We start from the raw sequence: 16,923 nt of genomic DNA, 5'->3' as shown, positions 1-16,923 counted from the left end.
GGCGGCTGCCAAGCTGCCGCCGAAGCGGCACCCAAGAACCGCCGCGACGGGAGAAACCTTCATGCTGGACCGGATCGCGGTCGCCGCGCTGCGACGCGACAGCCACTTCCTGGCCTTGGCCGAGGCGCGCGCGCGTGTGGGCTGGACGCTCGCCGGGGCGATGATCGCGCTCTATTTCGGTTTCGTCTTCCTGGTCGCGTTCGCGCCCGCCGTGCTGGCGATACCGGTCTGGGGCGTCATCACGCTCGGCTTCCCGCTCGGACTGCTGGTCATCGTGTCGGCGGTGGTGCTCACCGCGGTGTATGTCTCGATCGCCAATGCGCGCTTCGACCCCATGCAGCGCGAGATCCTGCAGCGCGGGCCCGGCGAGCGCGGGTTAGGCGAGCGCGGGTTAGGCGAGCGCCAGCCATGACGCCGGCGCCGATCGCCCAGCACGGCGCCAACTGGACCGCGATCCTGCTATTCGGCGGCTTCGTGCTGCTGACCCTGCTCATCACCGGCTGGGCATCGCGACGCACCCGGTCGGCGGCGGACTTCTACGCCGCCGGCGGCGGCATCGGCGGCGCGCAGAACGGCGTTGCCATCGCCGGCGACTTCATGTCGGCGGCTTCCTTCCTCGGCATCTCGGCGCTGGTCTATGCCAGCGGGTTCGACGGGCTGCTCTATTCGATCGGCTTCCTGGTCGGCTGGCCGATCATCATGTTCCTGATCGCCGAGCGGCTGCGCAACCTCGGCCGCTACACCCTCTCCGACGTGGTCTCGTACCGGCTCGCCGAGACGCCGGTGCGCTGCCTCGCCGCGGTCAGTTCCCTCGTGGTGATCGCCTTCTACCTGATTGCGCAGATGGTCGGCGCCGGGCAGCTCATCCAGCTGCTGTTCGGGTTGCCCTACGTCTATGCCGAGATCATCGTCGGCGGGCTGATGATCCTGTACGTGACCCTCGGCGGCATGCTGGCCACGACCTGGGTGCAGATCATCAAGGCGCTGCTGCTGCTGGCCGGCGCCAGCTGGATGGCGTTCCTGGTGCTGTACCAGTTCGGTTTCAGCCTGCCCGCCTTGTTCGCACGCGCGGTCGCGGTGCATCCGAAGCATCTCGGCATCCTGCGGCCGGCGGCGCTCGCGAAGGACCCCATCTCGGCGATCTCGCTGGGCGTTGCGCTGATGTTCGGCACCGGCGGCCTGCCGCATATCCTGATGCGGTTCTTCACCGTCCGCGATGCGCAAGAGGCGCGCAAGTCGGTGCTCTGGGCGACCGGGCTGATCGGCTATTTCTATGTACTCACCTTCATTATCGGCTTCGGAGCCATTGTCCTGGTCTCGACCGACAGCGCCTACGTGACACCGGCGCATCTGCTGCGCGGCGGCAACAACATGGCAGCGGTGTTCCTGGCCCAGGCGGTCGGTGGCGACTGGCTGCTCGGCTTCATCTCCGCGGTCGCCTTCGCCACCATCCTCGCGGTCGTCTCGGGCCTGACCCTGGCAGGCGCTGCTTGCGTCAGCCACGACCTGTACGCGCGGGTCATCGGGCGCGGACGCAGCACGGAGGCGAGCGAGCTGCGCGTATCGCGCTACGCTACGGTCGCCCTCGGCATCGTTGCCATCCTGCTCGGCATCCTGTTCGAGAAGCAGAACGTCGCCTACATGGTCGGCTTGGCCTTTGCGGTGGCGGCGAGCGCCAACTTCCCGCTGGTGCTGCTCTCGATGTACTGGCGCGGCCTGACCACGCGCGGCGCCCTGCTGGGTGGCTGGATCGGGCTGGTCACCGCCGTCGCGCTGACCGTCCTCAGCCCGGGCATCTGGGTGAAGGTGCTCGGCCACGCGCACGCGATCTTCCCGTACGACTCACCCGCCCTGTTCTCGATGCCGCTCGCCTTCCTCTGCTGCTGGCTCGGCTCCAGGGTGGGCCGCGCGCGCGATGCCGGCGAGGCGGCGGCGTTCGACGAGCAGTACGTGCGCAGCCAGACCGGAATAGGTGCTACCGGCGCCGAGGCGCATTGAAGGCCGGCCCGGAAGGCGGGTCTTCGCCGGCGCCGTAGCAGTATCAGAGAGGGCTCTCAGGCCATCCCGATCGCCAGCCGGAAGACTACGCCTCGCCATGCGTGCAGCACGTGCCCTGTCTCCCCCGCTTCACGGCCTGATGCTCGGTCTTCCGGCGATCCCGGTTCTCGCCCAAACTCCGGTTCTCGCCCCGACGGCGCCACCGCAGCAGCAGGTCCTGGTGATCGGCACCTCGCCGGTCGAACTGCTGGCGGCGGACCCGTCGGCACAGTTCACCGCGCCGAACGCGATCTCCAACAAGTACATCGCGACCAACCTCGACGGCACCTACGCGCTGTCGGACAGCACGTCGCTACAGGCGGTCGCCTACACCCAGTATCTGCTGCAGCGGGTGGAGAACGGCAACGACGCCAACGACGCACCCTGCGACGACGGATCCAGCCTGCTGTGCAGTAGCCCGGGCACGCCGTCCACGACACGCAACGGCGTTCCCATTCCCGACTTCCTCAATGGCGGCCCGTATGCCGAGCTCGACATGCAGACCACCAATACCAGCGGCTACGGCGTGTCGGCGCAGATCACCAACACCGCCGGCCGCTTCGGCCTGCACAACCATTTCGTGGCCGGCGGCAGCTTCGATGGCGCGCAGACGATGTTCAGCGCCGACAGCTTCATCGGCGGCCTGACACCGCTCACCCGCGTCTTTGTCGGCCCGGGAATCGTGATCGATGAGCCGGGCCGCGACATCCCGGTGCGTGTGGCGGCCAGCGACGCCTATGCCGGGGCCTTCTTCGCCGACACGCTGGACCTCACACCGGCGATCGCCGTCACCGCCTCCGGTCGCTTCAACAATGCCGAGATCAACCTGTCCGACCAGGAGGGCGGCGACCTCACCGGACAGCACAGCTACAGCCGCTTCAACCCGGCGATCGGCGCCACCTGGGAGGCGAGGCCCTGGCTGAGCGCCTATGCCGGCTACTCGGAGGCCAATCGCGCGCCGACGCCGGCGGAACTCTCCTGCGCCAGCCCGGCGGAGTCCTGCAGCCTCGCGAATTTCTTCACCGGCGACCCCAACCTCAAGCAGGTGGTGGCCCATACCGGCGAGGCCGGGCTGCGCGGCAGGGTCCAGAGCGGGACGCACATCCGGACGACCTACGATCTGAGCCTCTACCGCACCGACCTCGACGACGATATCGGCTTCGTCAACAGCGTGACGCTCGGACGCGCGTTCTTCCAGAATATCGGCAGCACGCGGCGGCAGGGGCTCGACGCGAGCCTGGTGGTGCAGGCGGATCGCTGGCGGGTCTATGTCGATTACAGCGACACCGATGCGACGTATCGGAGCGGCTATGTGGAAAGCACCGGCAGCAACCCGGCCGGGAGTGCTGGCGGCACCATCACCATCATGCCCGGCGACCGGCTGCCCGGGCTGGCGCCGAACCAGATCAAGTTCGGCGCCAGCCTGCAGCTGACCGACGCCTGGCTGGTCGGCGGCAGCGGCCTGTACCAGAGCGGGCAATATCTCTTCGGCGACGAGGCCAACCTGACGCCGCGCCTGCCGGGCTTCGTCTCCGCCAACTTCTACACGCGCTACCAGCTCACGCCCCGCATCCAGCTGTTCGGCCAGATCCAGAACATCGGCGACGCGCGCTACGACACCTACGGCACGTTCTCGCCGACCAGTTCAGTGTTTCTGGCGCAGGCACCGAATGCCAGCAACCCGCGCAGCTATTCACCGGCAGCGGCGACCGGCGGCTTCGGCGGTGCGAGGGTCACGTTCTGACGGAGAACGTCATCCGGCCGTCTCGTTCTGCCGCGCGGCGGCTTCGGGCAGGAAGCCGCCCGACTGGCGCTGCCACAGGGCGGCATAGGCACCCCGTCGCTCCAGCAGCGCCGCGTGCGTGCCGGCTTCGACGATGCGGCCGGCATCGATCACCGCGAGGCGGTCCATGCGCGCGATGGTGGAGAGCCGGTGCGCAATCGCGATCACCGTGCGGCCTCGCATCAGCGCGTCGAGCTGTTCCTGGATCGCCGCCTCGACCTCGGAATCCAGCGCCGAGGTCGCCTCGTCCAGCACCAGGATCGGCGCGTTCTTCAGCACCACGCGGGCAATGGCGATGCGCTGGCGCTGGCCGCCGGACAGCTTGACGCCACGCTCGCCGACATGGGCCTCGAAGCCGCGACGGCCCTGCCAGTCCTCGAGCTGCTCGATGAACTCGAGCGCATGCGCCTGCCGCGCCGCATCGATGACCTCCGCCTCGCTCGCCTGCGGGCGGCCGTAGCGCAGGTTGTCGCGGATCGAGCGGTGCAGCAGCGAGGTGTCCTGCGTCACCATGCCGATCTGCGCGCGCAGGCTCTCCTGGGTGACGCCGGCGATGTCCTGCCCGTCGATCAGGATGCGGCCGGAGGCAGGGTCGTGGAACTTCAGCAGCAGGTTGACCAGGGTCGACTTGCCGGCGCCCGAGCGGCCGACCAGCCCGACCCGCTCGCCGGCGCCAATCGCGAGATCGAGGTCGCGCAGCACGCCGCCGCGCCGCCCGGTGGGCGCCTCGAGCTCGGGACCGACCCTGCCATAGTCGAAGCCGACATGCTCGAAGCGGATCGCGCCGCGCAGCAACTGCAGCGGCACCGCCCCGTCGCGGTCGGGCATCTGCCGCGGCACCGCGATCGAGCGCATGCCGTCCTGCACCACGCCGACATTCTCGAAGATGCCGGTGATGTTCTGCGCCACCCAGCCGGCCATGTTGGAGATCTGCCAGGCCAGCGGCAGGGCGGTGGCCACCGTGCCGACCGGCACCCGCCCCGCACGCCAGGCCAGCATCGCCAGCAGCCCGGTGCCGACCACCATGGTGGCGTTCATCAAAGCCAGGGTCACGCTCCACAGCGTGATCAGCCGGAGCTGGCGGCGGAACGCCCCGGTATGCAGATCGACCGCCTCGCGCACGAAGGCGTCCTCGTCGCTGGAGCGGGCGAACAGCTTGACGGTCAGGATGTTGGTGTAGCTGTCGACGATCCGGCCGGTCAGGTTGGAGCGCACCTCCGACATGTGCCGCGAGCGCTCGCGCATGCGCGGCACGAACACACGCAGCAGCCCGGCATAGGCGATGAACCACAGCACGATCGGGATCGCCAGCCGCCAGTCGGCGCGCGCCAGCAGCACGATCGCGCTGCCGCCATAGACCATGATGTACCAGACCGCGTTGGTCCCGGCGACGACGCTTTCCCGCAAGGCCGGGCCGGTCTGCATGACGCGGTTGGCGATCCGGCCGGCGAAGTCGTTCTGGAAGAAGGTCCAGCTCTGCCGCACCACGTGCCAGTGGTTCTGCCAGCGGATCAGGTTCGACATGCCGGGAGCGATCGCCTGGTTGGTGACCAGGTACTGCGCGAGCAGCGCCACCGGCCGCGCCACCAGCAGCACCGCGGCCATGCCGAGCAGCTGCCGCCCCGCTGTTGCGAACAGGCGACCGGGCGCCACCGAGGACGCCATGCTCACCACGCGGCCGATGAACACCGGGATCATCGTGTCGAGCAGCGCCACCACGAGGCCCGCTACGAACAGCGCCGCCACCAGTCCCGGCGCCTGGCGGACGAAGTGCCAGTAGAACCGCGACAGCGCCCTGGGACTGTCCACCGGCGGCGGCGGATGGTCGGGCGGCAGGGCGGTAGGCGACAGCAGGCGCTCGAAGAAACGTAGCATGCCCAAGCCGATGCCCTGCCGCCGCCGGCCCGTCAACGGGTCGCGCGGTTGTGGCGCCGTTGCCGCTCCCCGGGCGGCCACTCGAGAGTAAAATAGAGCAGCTTTATGAGTTGGTTGGCATCGCAGGGCGATCCCAACCAACGTCTTGCTGCTCTAGAAGGCCTTCAGGAAGCGCAGGGTGAAGCCGATCTCGTCCTTGAAGCCGCCGACGACGTTGATGTCGTGATAGATTTTGGCCAGAAACTGGGTCGTGGGCGTCGGCCGGAAAGCGTATTCGGCCCGGACTTCCTGAAACTCCGTCTTGCTGCCGGTCGGCACGCCATTGATGGTCTGCGTCCCGCCAAATTCGCCCAGCCAGCCGACCGCGGCGAACGAGGTCTTGGTTATGTCGTAGTTGAGCCAGCCCTCGATCTGGTAGCTGCTCTTCTCCTTCAGCGTCTGGCCGAGGGCGTTGGCGTTGGTATTATCACCATTATATATGTAATCGAGATCGATATCGGTTCCGAGGCCCTTCCACCAGCCCTGCGTGTAGTTCGCCTGGATATCCTCGGACCAGCTGTTGGTGCCGATCGAGAGTGCGCGGGTCGAACTGTAGCTGCCGATCGGCAACGAGGTGAAGCTGAACAGCGTCACGTACTGCTTTATGGCCGGATTTGAAACACCCCACAGCCCGACACCGAGGATCGGATCCGCTGCTCCGAAGGTATTGTTCAGGTGCGCCCCGCCGATCTCGACATCGTTCAAGCTGGCAACCGGAACCAAGAACTCCAGAACATACGGAACGTGGGCTATCGAGTTGTAATAGACATATCTGAATATCGCAGTGTTCTGGTCAAGGTTGGTCTGCCTTGTGGACGTTCCGGCAACCGTGCTGTTATACTTGTTGGCATTCTGGAACGAGTAGTAGCCAAGCACGACGTTGGTGCCGTCGGGTGCGTCGACATAGTCGTTCGCTTCCACGTCGATCGCGTACGATCTGGAACCGCATACGAATATCATCGCAGTGGCGATGACAGCCGACGCAGCTGTCCATCCTGGTTTTTGAAACATTATGGTTATCCCCACTCTTTATCATCGACGCTTTTATTACGTCTTCGTATTGCTCAGAAGTGATAGCTATCCATTTTCCGATACAATGTGCTCCGTGAAACGCCGAGTAGCCTTGCAGCAGCTGCAAGGTTACCGTTGCATTCACGTATCGCCTGCTGGATGGCGGCATGCTCCGCCATTTCCAGGCTTGTCCCGGCGGCAGCTGCCATATTGCTGGCCGCCGCCGGCGCGGTCTCCATCGCAAGCTCGCCCACATCCACATCGGGACGCTCCGCCATCAGTAACTGACTCTCGACCATGTTGCGCAGCTCGCGGACATTGCCGGGCCACCCGTAGGCCTCGACCAGCCGCATCACCTCGGGTCCGAACCGGCGCATCGGCACCCCGTGCCGCAACGACAGGGTCTTGTTGAAGTGCTCGATCAGGGCGGCAACATCTCCGCTGCGCTCGCGCAACGGCGGCGGCCGCACGGTGGTGACACTGATCCGGTAGTACAGGTCCTGGCGGAACCGTCCCGCCGCAACCTCGGCCAGCAGGTCGCGGTTGGTCAGCGACAGCAGCCGGACATTCACCGGGCGCGGATGCCCATCGCCCAGGCGGTAGATGACGCCCTCCTCCAGCGCCCGCAGCAGGAACGGCTGCAGCTCCAGAGGCAGTTCGCCGATCTCGTCGAGACACAGCGTGCCGCCATTCGCCAGTTCGAAGCGCCCCGGCCGCCCCTCGCTGGTCGCCCCGGTGAAGGCGCCTCTGACATGGCCGAACAATTCGCCGGCCAGCAGGTCCTTCGCGATCGCGCCGCAGTTGAACACCACGAACGGACGACGCTCGGAGACCTCTCCATGAACCGCGCGCGCGAACAGCTCCTTGCCGACCCCGGTCTCGCCATGGATCAGCACCGGCACCTGCTTGCCGACCAGCTTGCGCGCCCGCGCCACCGCGTCGAGCATGACCGTGCTCTGGCCGATGATGCGGTCGAACGCGCTATCCGACACCGCGGCGGGAGCCTCGCGGACAACACCCGCGCGCCCATGGCCCGGCACCACCAGCACGGCGCCGATCGCGCGACCGTCGAAGCGCACCGGGCTGAACCATTCCGGCCGCAGCCCCTCCGGCAGCCGGTCCGCCCAGGCCTCCACCGCGCACCCGTCATCGAGGCCCGGGACACGCTGGCCGATCGCCACCATCGACGGCACCCGGCCCGTGCTGTGCACCAGCCGCCCGCGCCGGTCGATCGCCACCATGCCGGCCACGTCGGCGGCCGAGACGCGGTCGAGGCAGATCTCGAGCAGGCGCATGCGCTCGTTCATCGCCCGCTCGGCCAGCACCATCTCGATCTGCCGCGCGGTGGAGACCGCGAGCGAGAGGTTGTTGCGCTGGTAGGTCGCGGGCGGCCCGGAGATGTCGATCACGCCGAGCATGGCCCCGGTGCCGGGCTCGAACACCGGCGAGGCGGCGCAGGTCCAGGCCTTGATGCCCTCGCAGAAATGCTCCGCCGCATGCACCTGCGCCGGCCGGCCGGTCGCGAGCGCGGTGCCGATGCCGTTGGTGCCGACGGTGTCCTCGCGCCAGTCGCCGCCCGGCTTGAGGTGGATGTCCTCGCCCTCGCCCAGCGTGTGCGGATCGCCGACCACGTCGAGGATGACGCCTTCGGGGTTGGTCAGCAGCATCATCGAGCGCGACCCGCTGAACATCTCGCCGACCTCGGCGAACACGCCGGCGCTGGCCGCGAGCAGTTCCGCGTTGCGCGCGCGCAGCAGTTCCATCGCACCCCCGGCGGCCACGATCGGCGCCGAGCGCCCGGTCGGGTTGATGCCGAGCTGCCGGCTGCGCAGCCAGGACGCCACCACGAAGTTGCGCGACGGCACCGTCACCGAGCCGTCGCCGGTCAGGAAGCGCTCCCATGCCTCCATGGTGTCGCTGGCTTCGGTGCGCCGCCCGATCGCCGGCGTCGCCAGCAGCACCGGCTCCGCAAGACGGCTGCGACCCGAAACTGCCCGGCGCGAGGTGATGCGGCCCGGCATCCGACTACCGGAGCCACCCGGGAGGCAAGGTGGCCGCCGCCGTCATGCCCGGCCCAGCCGCTCGCCGCCGCCGCCGAGTGCCACGCCCGCCGTCGGATCGTAGTTGTCCGGTTTGGTCGCAATCAGCGTCTGCGTGGTCAGGATCAGCCCGGCCACCGAGGCCGCGTTGCGGATCGCCGTGGTGCTGACCCGCACCGGGTCGATCACGTCGGCCTCGATCAGGTCGCGAAAGCTGTTGGTGCGGGCGTCGAAGCCGGTGCCACGCGGTGAGCCTGCCACGCGGGCGATGATCTCCTTCGGCGAGAGCCCGCAATTGGCCGCGATGCAGGCGAGCGGCTCGGCCAGCGCGGCCAGCAGCAGGCTCGCACCCTCGCGCGTGCTGCCGGCCAGGCGCTCGACCAGGCCGGCCAGCTCCGGCACGACCTGCAGCATCGCGGTGCCGCCGCCCGGCACGATGCCCTCCTCCACCGCCGCCCGGGTCGCGTTGATCGCGTCCTCGATGAGCTGCACCCGGCGCTTCTGCTCGACCGGGGTGACGCCCCCGGCATGGATCGTGGCCGACCCGCCCGAAAGCTTGGCCAGGCGGTCCTGGTACTTGTCGCGCTCGATATTTTGCGGCGCCGCGTCGAACTGCCGGCTGATCTGGGTGCGCCGGGCGGCGATCGCGCCAGCTTCGCCGCCGCCGGCGATGATCAGCGTCTGGTCCGCCGACACCCGCACCTGGCGCGCGGTGCCGAGGTCGCGGCGCTGGATCTCGGCGATGCTGCCGCCGAGATCGCGTGCGATCACGCGTCCGCCGGTGGCGATCGCGATATCCTCCAGCATCGACTTGCGCCAGTGCCCATATTCCGGCGGATGGATCGCCGCCACCGGCGCCTGCTCGCGATCACGGCGCCCGAGCAGCGCCACCACGCAGGCGGGTGCGACCTCCTCGGCGATGATCAGCAGCGGCCGGTGGCTGCCGGCCAGCAGCGCATCGATGGCGGCCACGTCGGCCGGGCTGCTCAGCTTGCAGTCGGTCATCAGGATCAGCGGGTCGTCGAGCACGACCTGCATGCGTTCGACGTCGGTGACCATGTGGTGCGACAGGTAGCCACGGTCGAACGCCATGCCGTCCACCACTTCGAGCGTGGTCTCGACATTGGTGCCGAACTCGACGGTGACGATCCCGGTCTCGCCGACCCGCTCGATCGCCTCGGCCACCATGCTGCCGATCGCCGCGTCGTTGGCGGCAATCACCGCGACCGCGCGCGTCTCGCGCAGGCCGGACACCGCGCGAGAATCCCGCTTGAGGGCTGCCACCGCTTCGACGACCGCCTGATCGAGACCGTGCACCAGCTCGACCGGATTGGCGCCGCCGGCCAGCGCCGCCAGGCCCTGCTGCACCAGCGCGTCGGCGAGCACGGTGGCGGTGGTGGTGCCGTCGCCCGCCACCTCGTTGGTCTGCTTGGAGACCTCGCGCACCACCTGCGCGCCCATGTTCTCGAACGGGTCCTCAAGCTCGATCTCGTGCGCGATGCTGACGCCGTCCCGCGAGACCAGAGGCGTGCCGACCGGCCGGTCGATGATGGCGTTCATACCCTTCGGCCCGAGCGTGCCGCGCACCGCCCTTGCCAGCTTCGCGACCCCGCGTCCGAGCGCTTCGCGCGCGGCCTCGTCATGCAGCATCATCTTGGCCATGTCGTGCTTCCCCCAGGCTTCTTATTCGAGGCGATCTTGTTGGCTTCTTGGCGTTGGAAGTGGACGCGGGCGGGACGATCTCAGGCGGAGACGGGTCTCCCCGCTCTCGGACCCTGGGTGCCCTGCCCGCGCACGAAGTCGAGCAGGGTCGGTTCGCCTGTCGATGCCGGTTGCTCCTCGCCGAAGCGGGCGGCCAGCAGCCCGCGGCAGAGCGCGCCGTTGAACTCCACGTTCACCGTCACCCGGCGCAGCGCGCGGCGATGCGCGGCGAACGAGGCGACACTCACCACGCGGCCCTGCTCGTCGACGAAGGCCGGATCCCCGGCGCCGGCAGGCCCCGGCACCGCGCGCCTATCGAGATAGCGCTCGATCAGCCTGCGACCCTCGGGGGCCACGCCGAGCCCCCGCAGCCCGCCGATCGACAGGCCCAGCACGGCCTCCTCGGCATGGCCGTCGTCGCTCAGGTGGTTGAGCACCGCAAGCTGCCGACGCTGGAACGCCTTGAGTGCGAAGATCCGCCGCACCTCGTCGAGATTGCCATCCGCCTCCTCGGCGAACGCCTGCTGGAATGACTGCCCGGTCGCCATCGCCCGGTTGATGGTGTCGGCATACATGTGCGCACCGAGTTCGATCCGGATGCGGCCAACCCAGGGCAGGGAGCCGACTTCACGCCGCATGTCGTCCGCCATCAGGAAGGCGAAGTTGGCGGCGCACCAGTAGGTCGGTAGCCGGAAGCCGAGCTCCACCCCGCCCGCCTCGTCAACCGCGACACCGGTCACGAAGCCGAGCTCGATGACGCTCTCGTCGAGTTCCGGGTCATCGACCCTGGCGAGCCGTGCCAGCACCTCGCTGACCCGGTCGCCGTTGCCCCTGGTCTGCACGGCGCTGGCCATGTTTGCTCTCCTGGGCTGTTACTCTGCCGCCACGCGCTCGCGCTGTCCGAGCTTCTGCTTCTGCTCCTCGACATTGATGTCGTAGATGCGCGCCGCATTCAGCCCGAGGATCTTCTTCTTGGTCTCGCGGGTGAGCGAGACGCCGGTTTCGCGGGCCACGTCGTCCGGCAGCTCGAAGTTCATGAACCTCTCGACCAGCCATTTCGGCGTCCAGATCCCGTAGTCGCTGCCGTAGAGGATCTTGTCCTCGCCGACCCAGAACAGCAGCTCCGAGATGATGTGCGCGAAATAGGCCGGCCGGCTGTGGATGAACGGCAGCGCCACCGCCAGCCCGGCATAGACGTTGGTCTCCTGGGTCGCGATCCAGCAGAAATCGTCAAGCCGCGGCAGGCCGCAATGCTCGACGATGAAGTTCAGGCCCTGGAAGCCAGTGGCGACATCGTCGATGTCGGCCACGTCGAACGCGTCCCGGTTCAGCGGCAGGATGGTCGGGCCCTTGTGGACGTGGATATTCTTGATGCCGAGCTTCTGCGCCGCCTCGACATAGCGGTAGCTCTGCTTGTCCGACAGCTTGTAGCCCTTGCTCTCGCCCTTCCACTCCGCCGTGTACAGCTTGACGCCCTTCAGGTGGTACTTCTCGGCCAGCGCATGCAGCGCCTCGATGCCCTTCTCGCCGTCGCGCGGGTCGAAGGCGCCGTTGAGGATGAAGCGGTTCGGATGCCGTTCGGCGACCTCGGCGTTCTGCTCGGTGGTGTTGAAGCCGTTGGTATAGAAATCCTTCAGGTAGGTCGGCTGCAGGATCGCCATGTCGTCCGGGCCGTCGATGAACAGGTCGCGCACCATCTGCTCGGCGCCATAGTGCTCGAACTTCTCCCGCGGCCAGAGCTCCTCCTTCGGGCTCAGCCCGGTATGGTAGGCATAGAAGCAGTTGATGAACTCGGCGCCGTGCACGTTCCTCTGGTTTTCCGGCCTGGCATCCCAGTTGTGCACATGCCCGTCGATGATGAAGATGTCTTCGCCGTCTTTGGTGCGATACATCGTCAGAACTCCCTCTTTGTTGTCTTATTTCGTTCGACCAAAAGCCCGTCTGAGAATGCGCTACGCTGAGTCAGAGGCGCCCCCTCGGCGCCGCCCGTCGTTGCTATCGAGAACCGGAGCGGAGCGGCCGTCTGGCCGTGAGCACCGGAAGCGCAGAGAGCAGCGTCGGATGACCGGCGTAGTAGCATTATCAGGCGGACTTTCAGATGAATTCCTTCACATCATCCATGTTGCCAAGCAGCGCGACGGTGTTGTCGTCGATCAGCACCATCCGGCCGTAATGCGTCGAGGTCGAGATCTCGAACAGATGCGGCGTGATCTCGCGGCCCAGGCGCTCGCTGATCTCGTCCATCTTGAACTCCATCCGGCCCTCGCCGTCGATCCGTATCATCGCCGGCATGTACGTGACCCTGATGCCGGGCTTCTCTCCCATGACCTCGGCGATCGCGCGCGCCTCGACGCTGTCGTTCATGGTCACCCCGCACTGGTGCGAGATGGTGTCCTCGAACTTGATGTCCTTCATCGACTGGAAAATATTGTCCGTATGGGACATGGATCTGTTCCTTCAGAAGGGGCTTCGCACAGGGTTCAGCGGCCGGGAACCACCGAGCGCACGTCGAGGCCGATCTCGCCCCCGATCGCGCGCAGACGGTCATGCGACTGCGCCAACGCATCGACGAACGGCGCGATCTTCACCCGCGGCTGCGACCAGATCGGCTGCAGCTGGTAGGCGGCCTCGGTGGCCAGCGTGCCGTACTTGTTCAGCCAGCCCTCGAACAACACCCGGTTGGCCTCGGCATTCTGCTCGTCGTTGACCAGGATACCGAACAGCTCGATGGTGTTGGCGAGGTTGCGCTCGAAGTCGCCCTCGGCCGCGGATACCACCGCGGGCGTCATGAAGTCGTTCTGCGACGCCGCCACCTGCATGATGAAGCCGCTGCGGAACAGCTCGCCGACCAGTGGCTCGAACACGACATTCACCGGGAAATACTGCTCTAGGTAATCCGTGGCGCCCCCGATCGTCTCGATCAGCTTTCGCACGCCCTGCCACACCGGATCGTCGAGCCAGTGTGCCTTGCCGGCCTCCTGGTCGAAGCCATCCAGATCGAGGCCGATCTCGCCGAGATACAGCGTCAGGTCCTGGGCGAAGCGCAGCTTGTAAGACGAGTTGGTCAGGATCGCATTGTTGATCATCTGCGTGTAGCCGTAGCGCTGCGCCTGCATCGTTGCCATGCCGAGGCCGAACTCGGCGTGCTTGTAGGCGCCGACATGGTCCTGCAGGACCTTGACCCAGGCGCGGTCGAAGCGCTTCACCGCCCCCGAGCGGCGGCCGTTCTCGGTGACGTTGGCGATCATGCCGACGATGGTCGACTGCCGCTGGTAGTGCGTGCGCTCCCATTCCTGATCGATGGCGCGGAAGATATGCCAGTTGCTACTTTTCGCTTTGGTCCAGCTCTCGGCGTAGGCACCGTCGCCGTCGGCAAAGTTGATGATCCAGTCCTGCAGCAGATACCGCTTCGGGTCCGGCTGGACGTCGACCGTCATGTCCTCGTAGTGCGTCGCGCGCCTGCCCTTCGGCTCGAAATAATTGTACTTGCGGCTTTCCGAGCCGGCGAACTTCGCGGCCCCGGCTGCGCCCGACTTCGTCACGGTGGTCGCGGGAGCAATCGGCTCTTGTGTCACACTCATGGTCGCGTCCCTATTTTCTTGTTGAGTTGGCTCAGATCGCCGTTGTGAACTTGTCGAAGTAGATGTGCTCCGGCTCGACACCCGCCATCTGGAGCACCGGGAGGACCGCATCGATCATCGGCGGTGGTCCGCAGGAATAGGCGTCGACGCCGTCGCCGAACTGCTCGAGAGCCAGGCGCCGGCGCACGACCTCGTGGATGAAGCCGGTTTCTCCCACCCAGGGCTCTGTCGCGTCCGGATCGGCGTGCGACAAGGCCGGGATGAACTCGAAGTTCGGCTGGCTCGCCGCCAGCTCGGCGAACGTGTCCAGGAGGAACAGGTCGTCGTGCGTGCGCGCTCCGTAGAAGAAGCGCACCGGCCGCTGTTCGCCGCTGGCAACATGGTCTCGCAGGATCGACCAGAGTGGCGACATGCCGGAGCCGCCGCCGATCAGCACCATCGGCCCGGTGCGGGCTTCGCGCCGGAAGCAGGTGCCATAGGGGCCCTTGGCGACGATCGCCTCGCCTGGTGCCAGCGTGCCATCCAGCAGGGCGGAGAACGCGCCACCCGGATAGAGCTTGATGATGAACTCCAGCGTGGTGCCGCCGGTCGGTGGGTTGGCCATCGAGTATGCCCGGGTGGCGCCGTGGCCGGGCAAGGTCAGGTCGACGTATTGCCCGGCCCAGAAGCGCAGCGGCGTGTCGAGCTCGACCGTCAGCAGCCGTATGTCATGGGTGAGCGCGCTCACGGCCGCGACCCGGCCGGGAAAATCCCTGACCGCGATCGAGCGGCTCATCAGGTCTTCGTCGTAGTTCAGCAGTTCGACGGTGATGTCGCTGAAGGCGAGCGTCCGGCAGAGCAGGATATGGTCGGTCTCGCGCTCGGCGTCGGACAGCGCGAAGGTCGAGTATTTCAGCAGTTCGATGTCGCCTTCGACGAGCTTGGACTTGCAGCTCGCGCACTGGCCTTCCTTGCAGCCATGCATGACCGAGATGCCCTGCCGGAACGCGGCATCCAGCACCGTCTCGCCCTCGTGCACGTCCATCTCGACCCCCACGGGCTCGAAGCGGACGGTGAAGCCGGTTGCATCAGCCCCGGTTGCATCAGCCATGGAGCGTCATTCTCCGAGTGTGTGAAGCAGGTCGGGGCCGGCGCGATGCCGGCCCCTTGCCTCTAGGTGCTGCGTCAGCTGAGCGGGTTGATTGTGAAGCCGGCCCGGTAGTTGGCCAGCGACGCCTCGCGGGCCTCCGGCGTCATCTCGCGCAGGCTCCGCAGCGGGCTGGCGAGGGTGTTGCCGCGCACATGGTCGAGCGTCCACATCTTGCTGTCGTCGAAATGCAGATGCGGCTGCGGGGTCAGCGTCTTGCCGTCATTGCGCACGAAGCCGAGATCGACCAGGGCGTCGGCGAGATCCCAGCCGTGATAGCAATCCTCCCACTCGCGGCGACCGCTGAAGCGGCCCATCGCAGGCGTCGGACGCCCCTCGTACTCGGCCGCGAAGGCGGTCTTGTGGGTCCAGCGGCAGACTTCCGAGCAGTAGGTGTAGAGCTTGCCGTCGACCGTGTCGGTCTTGATGTCCTCGCGGATCAGGCAGGGCACCAGGCACGACCAGCAGCGATGCGGATACACGTAGCCGACATCCTGGTTGAACAGGATATTCTGCTCACCCGGCTGGCTAAGCTTGGCATACCACTTCCAGTAGGTGCCGAACTCGGCATACCACCCCGGATACTTGTGCTCGAACCATTCAAAGTCGCGCTCGGTCTGCGCCTCCTGGCGCCAGAACGCCACCGGCCAGCCGACCGAGAAGAACTGCGCCGTCTTGTGCACGTAGTTCTTCTTGACGATCCGGTCCCAGGCCGCATTGACGTCGTCATGATGGATCTTGATGCCGTACTTCTCGAGCGGCAGCATGTAGGTGCGGTAGTAGTCCTCGTAGATCCAGCGATGCCAGAGCTCCGCGTAGCTCTCCTTGTTCTTGTCGCGATTGGTGGTGCCGTATTCGACGATGGTGCCGACCGCGGCATCGATGATCGCGTGGTTCTGCCAGAACGCGTATTTCAGGTCGCGCTCGATCAGCTGGTGGTTGTCGGGATCGTTGATGATCGACATCAGCATCGAGTGGCCGTTGCCGATATGCCGGCTCTCGTCGGACTGTACCGAGAGGAACACGGTCGGCAGCGCATAGTCACCGTTGCGCGCGGCCTCGGAGGGCATCGCCACGAACAGGGTGTTGGTGAAGGCGGTCTCGGCCACGACGGTGAGGTAGATGTTCGCCGACGTGATCGCATCGCCGGTGACGAAGCCCTCGGCGAACTGGCGGCCGATGGTGGTCGCGTAGCACTTGCCGAACGCCGCCTCGGTGATGTCGAAGCCCGACGGGTCGATGTAGTTCTCCATGTACCATTTCTTGAGGTTCATCTGGATGGTCGAGTGGCGGAACTCGTCCACCATCTGCATCGTGAACCCGGTGCGCAGCTCCTCGCCCGGCGCGAGGCGGGCCACCATCGCCATCGAGCGTGCAGCCGAGATCTCCGGGAACGGGATGATCGACAGGAACAGTTTCATCCACTCGACCCAGCGCGGCTCGACATTGCGGAACATGTCGCCGCGCAGCGCCGCGTCCAGCGCCCCATAGACCCGGTTGTCCTTTTCCTCCTGCATCGGGAAGTACGAGCGCAGGACCTGCTTCATCGGGTCGCGCGGGGCCTTCTTGATCTTGTAGTCGGTCGGGAAGGTCATCGCTTCCTGAACGTAGCTCGGCGCCCAGCCAAGATCGGCCGTGCGCTTGGCGGCGTCCGCGATGCTCATTCCTTTCTGGCTGGTGATTTTGGTAAGCGAAAGACTAGCCGACATATTGGAGCTCCTTATGGTTGCG

The 16,923-nt window shown here is 66.7% G+C and carries 13 protein-coding genes; 3 read left to right on the top strand and 10 right to left on the bottom strand.

Annotated elements, in window-relative coordinates; translation table 11 throughout:
- Window positions 1-61: 61 nt before the first annotated feature.
- The 3 genes from ACQY4O_RS18170 (at window position 62) to ACQY4O_RS18160 (ending at window position 3,781) form a co-directional block, all read left to right on the top strand.
- The gene (locus ACQY4O_RS18170) at window positions 62-412 is read left to right on the top strand and encodes a DUF485 domain-containing protein (protein ID WP_428377834.1); all 351 of its coding nucleotides are present in this window, start codon (window positions 62-64) and stop codon (window positions 410-412) included.
- The gene (locus ACQY4O_RS18165) at window positions 409-1,998 is read left to right on the top strand and encodes a cation acetate symporter (RefSeq protein ID WP_428377832.1); all 1,590 of its coding nucleotides are present in this window, start codon (window positions 409-411) and stop codon (window positions 1,996-1,998) included. Before ACQY4O_RS18170 ends, ACQY4O_RS18165 begins: the two co-directional genes overlap by 4 nt.
- 97 nt (window positions 1,999-2,095) lie before the next feature.
- A complete protein-coding gene (locus ACQY4O_RS18160) occupies window positions 2,096-3,781 on the top strand; it encodes a TonB-dependent receptor (protein WP_428377830.1) in 1,686 nt (561 codons plus the stop codon).
- A gap of 9 nt (window positions 3,782-3,790) precedes the next feature.
- On the opposite strand, the gene ACQY4O_RS18155 is transcribed toward ACQY4O_RS18160, so the two are convergent.
- From ACQY4O_RS18155 to ACQY4O_RS18110, 10 genes are all read right to left on the bottom strand, one after another.
- Window positions 3,791-5,695, bottom strand: coding sequence for an ABC transporter ATP-binding protein (locus tag ACQY4O_RS18155; protein WP_428377828.1), 1,905 nt, complete (start codon window positions 5,693-5,695; stop codon window positions 3,791-3,793).
- Between the two features lie 153 nt (window positions 5,696-5,848).
- Window positions 5,849-6,655, bottom strand: a complete 807-nt coding sequence (locus ACQY4O_RS18150; protein ID WP_428377826.1) for a transporter — start codon at window positions 6,653-6,655, stop codon at window positions 5,849-5,851.
- A 143-nt stretch (window positions 6,656-6,798) separates the two neighbouring features.
- Entirely contained in the window at window positions 6,799-8,766 is a 1,968-nt protein-coding gene (locus tag ACQY4O_RS18145) for a sigma-54-dependent Fis family transcriptional regulator (protein WP_428377824.1), read from the bottom strand.
- Between the two features lie 42 nt (window positions 8,767-8,808).
- On the bottom strand, window positions 8,809-10,446 hold the full coding sequence (locus ACQY4O_RS18140) for a molecular chaperone GroEL (protein ID WP_428377822.1): 1,638 nt from the start codon (window positions 10,444-10,446) through the stop codon (window positions 8,809-8,811).
- A gap of 80 nt (window positions 10,447-10,526) precedes the next feature.
- Window positions 10,527-11,339: an iron-sulfur cluster assembly protein gene (locus tag ACQY4O_RS18135; RefSeq protein ID WP_428377820.1), complete on the bottom strand. Its 813-nt coding sequence runs from the start codon at window positions 11,337-11,339 to the stop codon at window positions 10,527-10,529.
- Between the two features lie 18 nt (window positions 11,340-11,357).
- Entirely contained in the window at window positions 11,358-12,377 is a 1,020-nt protein-coding gene (locus ACQY4O_RS18130) for an amidohydrolase family protein (protein WP_428377818.1), read from the bottom strand.
- A gap of 202 nt (window positions 12,378-12,579) precedes the next feature.
- Window positions 12,580-12,930 (bottom strand): MmoB/DmpM family protein, encoded by a 351-nt coding sequence (locus tag ACQY4O_RS18125; RefSeq protein WP_428377816.1) that lies wholly within the window; start codon window positions 12,928-12,930, stop codon window positions 12,580-12,582.
- A 35-nt stretch (window positions 12,931-12,965) separates the two neighbouring features.
- Window positions 12,966-14,066 (bottom strand): aromatic/alkene monooxygenase hydroxylase subunit beta, encoded by a 1,101-nt coding sequence (locus ACQY4O_RS18120; RefSeq protein WP_428377814.1) that lies wholly within the window; start codon window positions 14,064-14,066, stop codon window positions 12,966-12,968.
- A 31-nt stretch (window positions 14,067-14,097) separates the two neighbouring features.
- Window positions 14,098-15,156 carry an NADH:ubiquinone reductase (Na(+)-transporting) subunit F gene (locus ACQY4O_RS18115; protein WP_428377812.1) on the bottom strand — a complete coding sequence of 353 codons (1,059 nt, stop codon included), beginning with the start codon at window positions 15,154-15,156 and terminating at the stop codon, window positions 14,098-14,100.
- Window positions 15,157-15,230: 74 nt separating this feature from the next.
- Window positions 15,231-16,856, bottom strand: a complete 1,626-nt coding sequence (locus tag ACQY4O_RS18110; RefSeq protein WP_428377810.1) for an aromatic/alkene/methane monooxygenase hydroxylase/oxygenase subunit alpha — start codon at window positions 16,854-16,856, stop codon at window positions 15,231-15,233.
- Window positions 16,857-16,923: the final 67 nt, after the last annotated feature.

The sequence above is a fragment of the Lichenicoccus sp. genome (assembly GCF_965277665.1).
Lineage (GTDB): Bacteria > Pseudomonadota > Alphaproteobacteria > Acetobacterales > Acetobacteraceae > Lichenicoccus.
This window is presented reverse-complemented; position numbering and strand designations above follow the sequence as displayed.